This window comes from Phycicoccus elongatus Lp2 (assembly GCF_000367525.1).
Lineage (GTDB): Bacteria > Actinomycetota > Actinomycetes > Actinomycetales > Dermatophilaceae > Phycicoccus_A > Phycicoccus_A elongatus.
In genome coordinates this window covers 2,430,836-2,438,327 of the sequence record NZ_HF570956.1, presented here as the reverse complement: position 1 = coordinate 2,438,327, position 7,492 = coordinate 2,430,836, and the positions used below count along the sequence as shown (strand labels likewise).

The window sequence follows — 7,492 nt, the reverse complement described above, 5'->3', positions numbered from 1 at the left end:
CCCCACCAGTCGACTGTCACCAACGTGATGGCCGGGTACACCTAGACTGGGGACATGCTCCCCGTGCTCGACCTGCGTGGCCGTCCGCTCTCGCTGCGGGACCTGCGTGGTGCCTTGCCCCGGGCCGAGTTCGACGTCGAAGCCGCCCTGTCAGCGGTTGCGCCGATCTGCGACGACGTCCGCCTGCGCGGCAGCCAGGCCCTTCTCGACGCCGCCGAACGCTTCGACCGGGTGCGCCCCTCCAGCCTGCGCGTGCCGGCCGCCGTCCTGTCCCGGGCCTTGACCGAGCTCGACCCCGCGGTCCGTCGTGCCCTGGAGGAGTCGATCCGCCGAGCCCGACTCGTCCACGCCGACCAGCGGCGCAGCGACAAGGTCACGGTGGTCGCCAGTGGCGGCACGGTCACCGAGCGATGGGTGCCGGTGGACAGGGTCGGCCTCTATGTCCCCGGGGGACTGGCGGTCTACCCGAGCAGCGTGGTCATGAACGTGGTTCCCGCGCAGATTGCCGGTGTCGGATCCCTCGCGGTGGCGAGCCCACCGCAGGTGGATCACGACGGCTGGCCCCATCCGACCATCCTCGCGGCGTGCGCTCTGCTGGGGGTTGACGAGGTCTATGCGATGGGTGGTGCGCAGGCCATCGCCGGTTTCGCCCATGGCTTCGAGGGTTGCGACCCGGTCACCCTCGTCACCGGACCGGGCAACATCTATGTCGCCGCCGCCAAGCGGCTCCTCAAGGGGCTCATCGGGATCGATGCCGAGGCCGGACCCACCGAGATCGCCATCCTCGCGGACGCGACCGCCGACGCCGGCCACGTCGCGGCCGACCTGATCAGCCAGGCCGAGCACGACCCGCTCGCTGCCTCGGTCCTGGTCACCGACAGCGTCGAGCTCGCCGGTGCGGTCGGGTCCGAGTTGGCCAGTCGGGTCGTGGCGACCAAGCATGTCGAGCGAGTCACCTCGGCCCTGACCGGGCGCCAGTCCGCTGTCGTGCTCGTCGACGACCTCGATGCCGGCCTCGCCGTCGTCAATGCGTATGCCGCAGAGCACCTGGAGATCCAGACCGCCGATGCCGCTGCCGTCGCCGCTCGGGTGCGGAACGCGGGTGCGGTCTTCGTCGGTCCCTGGTCGCCGGTCAGCCTCGGCGACTACTGCGCCGGCTCCAACCATGTCCTGCCGACCGGTGGCAGCGCCGTGCACAGCAGCGGGCTGTCCGTGCAGTCCTTCCTGCGCGGAATTCACGTGGTGGACTACAGCGAGGCGGCGCTGCGCGAGGTCGGCGCCCACGTCGTGACCCTGGCCCGCTCCGAGGACCTCCCCGGCCACGGCGACGCCGTCATCGCCCGTCTCCCCGAACTGGGCTGACCCGTGCGATCCGAGATCGAGGCGCTGCTGCGCCCGGACCTGCGCGGGCGATCCGCCTATGGCGCACCGCAACTCGACGTCCCTGTCGCCTTGAACACCAACGAGAACTCGTATGCCGTGCCGCAGGTCGTCGTCGACGAGATCACTGCGCGGGTCCGGGCGGCCGCGGCCGGCCTGAATCGGTACCCGGACCGCGAGGCGACGCAATTGCGGACCGTGCTCGCGGCATACCTCTCGGCAACGGGGACTGCAGTTGATGCATCCCAGGTGTGGGCCGCCAATGGCTCCAACGAAGTGCTCCTGCACCTCCTCCAGGCCTTCGGTGGTCCGGGACGGACTGCACTGGGATTCACCCCGGCCTACTCGATGCACCCGATCATCACGACGACGACGGGCACCACTTGGGTCGACGGGATGCGCGGAGTCGACACGGAGGCAGCCTTCGGCCTCAGCGCGGCGTCGGCGACCGAGCAGGTCCGGCGCCATCGGCCCGACGTCGTTTTCCTGTGCTCACCCAACAATCCGACGGGCACGGCTCTCGGGCTCGACGTCGTCGAGGCGGTGATCGAGGCGGCCCCGGACGCGCTCGTCATCGTCGACGAGGCCTACGCGGAGTTCTCCCGCCCGGGAGTGCCCTCGGCCCTGACCTTGCTCACGGGTCGCCCGAGGCTGGTCGTCACCCGCACGATGAGCAAGGCCTTCGCCCTGGCCGGTGCTCGGCTGGGATACCTGGCCGCCGACCCGGACCTGATCGATGCGCTCCGCCTGGTGCGCATGCCGTACCACCTCGGCACGCAGACGCAGGCGGTGGCGCTGGCCGCGCTCGCCCACACCGAGCTCATGCTCGACACGGTCGACGCCATCAAGGCACAGCGCGATCGGATCGTCAGCGAGTTGACGGCGATGGGCCTGGAGCCGGTGCCCAGTGACGCCAATTTCGTGCTTTTCGGGCACCTGCGTGACAGCCACGCCGCGTGGCAGGCGCTGCTCGACCGGGGCGTCCTCGTCCGTGATGTCGGCATCCCCGGCTATCTTCGAGTGTCGGCGGGGACGCCGGAGGAGACCTCCGCCTTCCTCACCGCGATGGCCGACTTGGCCCCAACCCACAAGGAGTGAGCGTGTCCAGCTCGCAGGCCCACCGCACCGCCACGGTCAGGCGTGCCACCTCCGAGTCCACGGTGGAGGTCACCGTCGACCTCGACGGCACCGGGCGTGGCGAGGTGTCCACCGGCGTCCGCTTCTACGACCACATGCTGCTCAGCCTGGCCAAGCACTCGCTCATCGACCTCACGGTGCACGCCGAGGGTGATGTCGACGTGGACGCCCACCACACGGTCGAGGATGTCGCGATCGTCCTCGGTCAGGCCCTCAAGGAGGCGTTGGGCGACAAGAGCGGCATCTCACGGTTCGGCGACGCGCTGGTGCCTCTCGACGAGGCCCTGGCGCAGGCTGTCGTCGACGTGGCGGGCCGACCCTATGTGGTCCACGAGGGCGAGCCTGCGGGCCAGGAGTACGTCATCGTGGGCGGCACCTTCGTCGGCTCCCTCACTCGTCACGTTTGGGAGTCCCTGGCCACGAACGCCGGCCTGGCCCTGCACGTCCGGGTGGTCAGCGGTCGCGATCCCCACCACGTCATCGAGGCGCAGTTCAAGGCGGTCGCCCGAGCCCTTCGGGCCGCCGTGGCCCGGGACCCCAGGGTCGAGGGCGTGCCCAGCGCCAAGGGTGCCCTCTGAGGCCATGACCCTCGCGACCCCCGGTGCCGGGCACGGGCTCGTGCTCGTCCGCGGCAGCGCCAAGGCCTCCGCGCGCTGGCTGCGCCGTGGGCTCGTCGCCGTCGCGGCTGTGGACCTGCCCGGCTGGACCGGCGTCTGCCTGGTCGAGGACCGCGCTCGGACCAAGCCGCCCTACGACCGCGGCCTCGAGGTGCTCGCCGCCCGTCCGACCCCGTGGGGACGACGGCCTTCGCTCGGCCTCTTCGTCGTCGACGGCTGTGCCGTGGTCACCGTGCAACCACGGGGTTGGCGCGCCGAGCAACGATGGCTGGTGTGGCAGCCCGGCCAGGGCGTGCGTCGCACTCCGGACCTGCCCCCCCTCCCCACCGGGATGATCGCAGGCATCGCCGGTGTGTCCCCAGGTGTCACCCCCGCGGCGGTGGCGGAGGTCTTCCGTGGCACGTCCGGCACCCCGCTGGACCGGCTGGTCCAGTTGCTCTCGGTGCTCGGTCTCCCAGGGGAGGACCTGCTGCGCAACGGCCCCGCTCCGGAACACGATCGCATCGAGCCGGACCGCAAGGCAGTGCGGTCCTTCGACCACACCCATGACTACGACCACGGTGACGAGCGGCAGGAGGAGCGATGAGCAAGCACGTCGTCGTGCTCGACTACGGCAGTGGCAACGTCCGCTCGGCCGTGCGTGCCCTGGAGAAGGTGGGAGCTCTCGTCGAGCTCACGGCCGACCCCGGCGCGGTGCTCGGCGCGGACGGCCTCTTCGTTCCGGGAGTCGGCAACTTCCACGCGTGCATGGAGGGGCTGCTGGCGGCACAGGGCCCGCTGTTGATCGGTCGGCGGCTGGCCGGGTCCCGCCCGGTTCTCGGGGTCTGCGTCGGCATGCAGGTGCTGTTCGAGGGATCGGGTGAGCCGACCGCGCGGCCGCAGGAGGGCCTGGGGGAGTGGCCGGGACGCGTCGAGCGGCTCACGGCGCCGGTCGTCCCCCACATGGGGTGGGCCGAGGTCGACGTCGGGTCCGGCTCCCGGCTGTTCGCGGGCGTCGAGACCGAGCGCTTCTACTTCGTCCACTCGTATGCCGCACACGACTGGTCACTGCACCCCACCTCCCGGGCTTTCGAGGAGGTCGCACCCATCGTCACGCACGCGACGCACGGGGAGCGCTTCGTCGCCGCGGTCGAGAACGGCCCGCTGTCCGGCACCCAGTTCCACCCGGAGAAGTCCGGGGAGGCCGGGCTGACGCTGCTGGAGAACTGGATCCGATCACTGTGACCGATGGAGACCCCATGACCGACCGCCTCGAACTGCTCCCCGCCGTCGACGTCCGTGACGGGCGCGCCGTGCAACTCCAACAGGGGGTTGCCGGCTCCGGCTGGGACTTCGGCGACCCCGTCGAGGCGGCCCTGGCCTGGCAGGAACAGGGCGCCGAATGGCTCCACCTGGTCGATCTCGACCGGGCCTTCGGCACCGGAAGCAACGCCGACCTGCTCGCCGAGATCGTGGGTCGCCTCGACATCCTCGTCGAGATGAGCGGCGGCATCCGCGACGACGAGAGCCTCGAGCAGGCCCTCGCGACCGGGTGCCGGCGAGTCAACATGGGCACGGCCGCGCTGGAGAATCCGGACTGGACCGCCCGGGCGATCGCCGAGCACGGCGACCGGATCGCGGTCGGCCTCGACGTGCGGGGCACCACCTTGGCGGCGCGCGGCTGGACGAGCGAGGGCGGCGATCTCTGGGAAACCCTCGATCGTCTCGACCGCGAAGGGTGTGCCCGTTACGTCGTCACCGATGTCGCCAAGGACGGCATGCTCCAAGGGCCCAACCTCGACCTGCTTCGCGACGTCTGTGCGCGCACGCAGCGCCCCGTGGTCGCGTCCGGTGGGGTCTCGACGCTGGCCGACATCGAGGCCATCCGTGCCCTGGTGCCGATCGGCGTCGAGGGCGCGATCGTCGGATCGGCCCTCTACAAGGGTGCCTTCACGCTGCCCGAGGCTCTCGACGTCGCGCGAGGAGCACCGCCACGATGAGCAACCCCCGGGATCATTCAAGGCATCCTGCCCGGGTGCCCACGTCCGACGCGACCGACTCGGCCAGCGTGCCGTGGAGCGGGCGGGAACTCAGCCCGAGCGGGTTCGAGACCGACACCGGCGCGACCGACCCCGCGCTCCTCGCCGCCCTCACCGCCGATGACGACACCCTGATGGCTGCGGTCGTGACCGGGCGTTTCCTCGTGCCGATCGTCGCCGAGCCGGTCGAGATCGACGACTCCGGCCCGCTCGCCGCCGACACCCACGTCGACATGGCACTGGTCACCCTGACGGCCCCGGACGGTCGACGCGCCCTGCCGGCCTTCACCGGCATGCACGCTCTCACGGCCTGGGACCCGCAGGCCCGGCCGAGTCCGGTGACTGCCGCCAGGATGGCCCAGGCGGCGATCGCGGAGCAGTGCGACGTCATCGTGCTCGACGTCGCCGGTGCCGGGCGGGTGTTGCGACCGAGCATGGTGTGGGCACTGGCCCAGCAGCAGGCCTGGGCACCGCCGGCCAGCGACCCCTTCGTCGACGCCAGTGTCCGGCGCGCGGTCGCGGTCGAAGCGGACGTCGCGGCATACGAACTCTCCGACGGTCCAGGTGGCGAACTCGTCGTCGAACTCACCCTTCGACCCGGCCTCACCCACGACCAGGTGCAGGCGCTGGCGACTCGCCTGGGGGAGCGCTTGGCGACCGACGGCGAATTCCGCGCCCGGATCGACGGGCTGGCCTTCCGTCTGCGCTGACCACAACGTCTGCGTGACGCACTCGTTGGCACACCACGCAGCAATATCTGCGTGCGAGGCAAACGTCTGCGTGACGCAGATCCTGGATTTCGAGGTATGCCGCGGGCGCTGGTAGTCTTGTCCGTTGAACCGGCCGTGGTCGCAAGTCCACGGCGTGCAAGAGAAGCCCCGCTTCCACCCGCGTCGACACTTCCGTCGCCGGGTTCCGGTCCGGCCGTGCGGCCGACGTCACTTCGGTGGCGTCGCGACGCGTTGCCGTGCCATCGATCCAGGGCTCCTCGTGCATCGGCGCGAGGAGCCTTTCTCGTGTCGCGATCACCACGACGAAGGAGAACAACATCAGCGAGCCTCGCATCAACGACCGCATCCGGGTTCCCGAGGTGCGGTTGGTCGGCCCGAACGGAGAACAGGTCGGCATCGTCCGCGTCGAGATGGCCCTTCAGTTGGCCGCCGAGGCCGACCTCGACCTGGTCGAGGTCGCCCCGATGGCGAAGCCGCCGGTTGCCAAACTCATGGACTTCGGCAAGTACAAGTACGAAGCCGCCATGAAGGCCCGGGAAGCCCGCAAGAACCAGGTCAACACGGTCATCAAGGAGATCAAGCTCCGCCCGAAGATCGACGCGCACGACTACGGCACCAAGAAGGGCCACGTCGAGCGCTTCCTCAAGGGCGGGGACAAGGTCAAGGTGACGATCATGTTCCGCGGTCGCGAGCAGTCCCGCCCCGAGCTGGGCTTCCGTCTCCTGCAGAAGCTGGCCCAGGACGTGCTCGAGCTGGGTGTCGTCGAGTCGGCCCCCCGGCCGCAACATGATCATGGTTCTCGCCCCGACCAAGAAGAAGTCCGAGGCCCGTGCCGAGCAGCGCCGCCGCCGCGACGATGCGCCGGCCGACTCGCCGGAGTCGACGCCGGCCCCGGCGGTCGACGAGACCGCTGCGCCGGCCTGATCCGGCACCACCGACACCACCACAGCACACGCACGCAAGCGAAAGAGAAGAGCAGATGCCGAAGAACAAGACCCACAGTGGCGCCAAGAAGCGCTTCCGGGTGACGGGCACCGGCAAGGTCATGCGCGAGCAGGCCGGCCACGTCCACAAGTTCCACGAGAAGACCCCGCAGAAGGCGCGCGCCCTGTCCAAGGACATCGAAGTCGCGAAGGCCGACGCCCCCAAGATCAAGAAGATGCTCGGCCTCTGAGCCGCGCCACGTCGACGTAACAACAACCAGCAAGGAGTACTCACGTGGCACGCGTGAAGCGGGCGGTCAACGCCCAGAAGAAGCGCCGGGTCGTCCTCGAGCGCGCCAGCGGCTACCGCGGGCAGCGCTCGCGGCTCTACCGCAAGGCCAAGGAGCAGATGGTCCACTCGCTCGGTTACGCCTACCGTGACCGTCGCGCCAAGAAGGGTGACTTCCGTCGCCTGTGGATCCAGCGGATCAACGCCGCGGCCCGCGCCAACGGCATGACCTACAACCGGTTCATCCAGGGCCTCAAGGCTGCCGAGGTCGAGGTCGACCGCCGCATGCTCGCCGAGCTCGCGGTCAACGACGAGGCGGCGTTCGCGGCGCTCGTCGAGATCTCCAAGGCCAACGTCCCGGCGCAGGCCGAAGCCGCGTCCGCCTGATCGACCCTTC

Annotated in this window: 9 protein-coding genes and 1 pseudogene; all 10 read left to right on the top strand. The window is 70.2% G+C overall.

The window, feature by feature from the left end:
* Nucleotides 1-54 precede the first annotated feature (54 nt).
* The 10 genes and pseudogenes from hisD to rplT all read left to right on the top strand — a co-directional run bounded on the left by hisD (nucleotide 55) and on the right by rplT (nucleotide 7,482).
* On the top strand, nucleotides 55-1,362 hold the full coding sequence (hisD, locus tag BN10_RS11735) for a histidinol dehydrogenase (RefSeq protein WP_010851465.1): 1,308 nt from the start codon (nucleotides 55-57) through the stop codon (nucleotides 1,360-1,362).
* Between the two features lie 3 nt (nucleotides 1,363-1,365).
* Complete coding sequence (locus tag BN10_RS11730; protein ID WP_010851464.1) at nucleotides 1,366-2,478, top strand: histidinol-phosphate transaminase; 1,113 nt, start codon at nucleotides 1,366-1,368, stop codon at nucleotides 2,476-2,478.
* Entirely contained in the window at nucleotides 2,475-3,095 is a 621-nt protein-coding gene (gene hisB / locus BN10_RS11725) for an imidazoleglycerol-phosphate dehydratase HisB (RefSeq protein ID WP_010851463.1), read from the top strand. The genes BN10_RS11730 and hisB overlap by 4 nt, the downstream gene beginning before the upstream one ends.
* Before the next feature lie 4 nt (nucleotides 3,096-3,099).
* Nucleotides 3,100-3,720, top strand: a complete 621-nt coding sequence (locus tag BN10_RS11720) for a hypothetical protein (protein ID WP_010851462.1) — start codon at nucleotides 3,100-3,102, stop codon at nucleotides 3,718-3,720.
* Complete coding sequence (gene hisH / locus BN10_RS11715; RefSeq protein ID WP_010851461.1) at nucleotides 3,717-4,358, top strand: imidazole glycerol phosphate synthase subunit HisH; 642 nt, start codon at nucleotides 3,717-3,719, stop codon at nucleotides 4,356-4,358. Before BN10_RS11720 ends, hisH begins: the two co-directional genes overlap by 4 nt.
* A 14-nt stretch (nucleotides 4,359-4,372) precedes the next feature.
* On the top strand, nucleotides 4,373-5,113 hold the full coding sequence (priA, locus tag BN10_RS11710) for a bifunctional 1-(5-phosphoribosyl)-5-((5-phosphoribosylamino)methylideneamino)imidazole-4-carboxamide isomerase/phosphoribosylanthranilate isomerase PriA (RefSeq protein WP_010851460.1): 741 nt from the start codon (nucleotides 4,373-4,375) through the stop codon (nucleotides 5,111-5,113).
* Nucleotides 5,114-5,148: 35 nt separating this feature from the next.
* On the top strand, nucleotides 5,149-5,862 hold the full coding sequence (locus BN10_RS11705) for an SseB family protein (RefSeq protein ID WP_040751610.1): 714 nt from the start codon (nucleotides 5,149-5,151) through the stop codon (nucleotides 5,860-5,862).
* Nucleotides 5,863-6,200: 338 nt separating this feature from the next.
* Nucleotides 6,201-6,807: pseudogene (gene infC / locus BN10_RS11700) on the top strand (translation initiation factor IF-3).
* Between the two features lie 55 nt (nucleotides 6,808-6,862).
* Nucleotides 6,863-7,057 (top strand): 50S ribosomal protein L35, encoded by a 195-nt coding sequence (gene rpmI / locus BN10_RS11695; protein WP_010851457.1) that lies wholly within the window; start codon nucleotides 6,863-6,865, stop codon nucleotides 7,055-7,057.
* 44 nt (nucleotides 7,058-7,101) lie between these two features.
* Nucleotides 7,102-7,482, top strand: a complete 381-nt coding sequence (gene rplT / locus BN10_RS11690) for a 50S ribosomal protein L20 (RefSeq protein WP_010851456.1) — start codon at nucleotides 7,102-7,104, stop codon at nucleotides 7,480-7,482.
* The last annotated feature ends 10 nt before the right edge of the window (nucleotides 7,483-7,492 follow it).

Bases quoted from the DNA above. Each gene is read 5' to 3' on its own strand.
- hisD (WP_010851465.1), top strand. From the start codon at position 55: ATGCTCCCCGTGCTCGACCTGCGTGGCCGTCCGCTCTCGCTGCGGGAC.
- BN10_RS11720 (WP_010851462.1), top strand. From the start codon at position 3,100: ATGACCCTCGCGACCCCCGGTGCCGGGCACGGGCTCGTGCTCGTCCGC.
- hisH (WP_010851461.1), top strand. From the start codon at position 3,717: ATGAGCAAGCACGTCGTCGTGCTCGACTACGGCAGTGGCAACGTCCGC.
- priA (WP_010851460.1), top strand. From the start codon at position 4,373: ATGACCGACCGCCTCGAACTGCTCCCCGCCGTCGACGTCCGTGACGGG.
- rpmI (WP_010851457.1), top strand. From the start codon at position 6,863: ATGCCGAAGAACAAGACCCACAGTGGCGCCAAGAAGCGCTTCCGGGTG.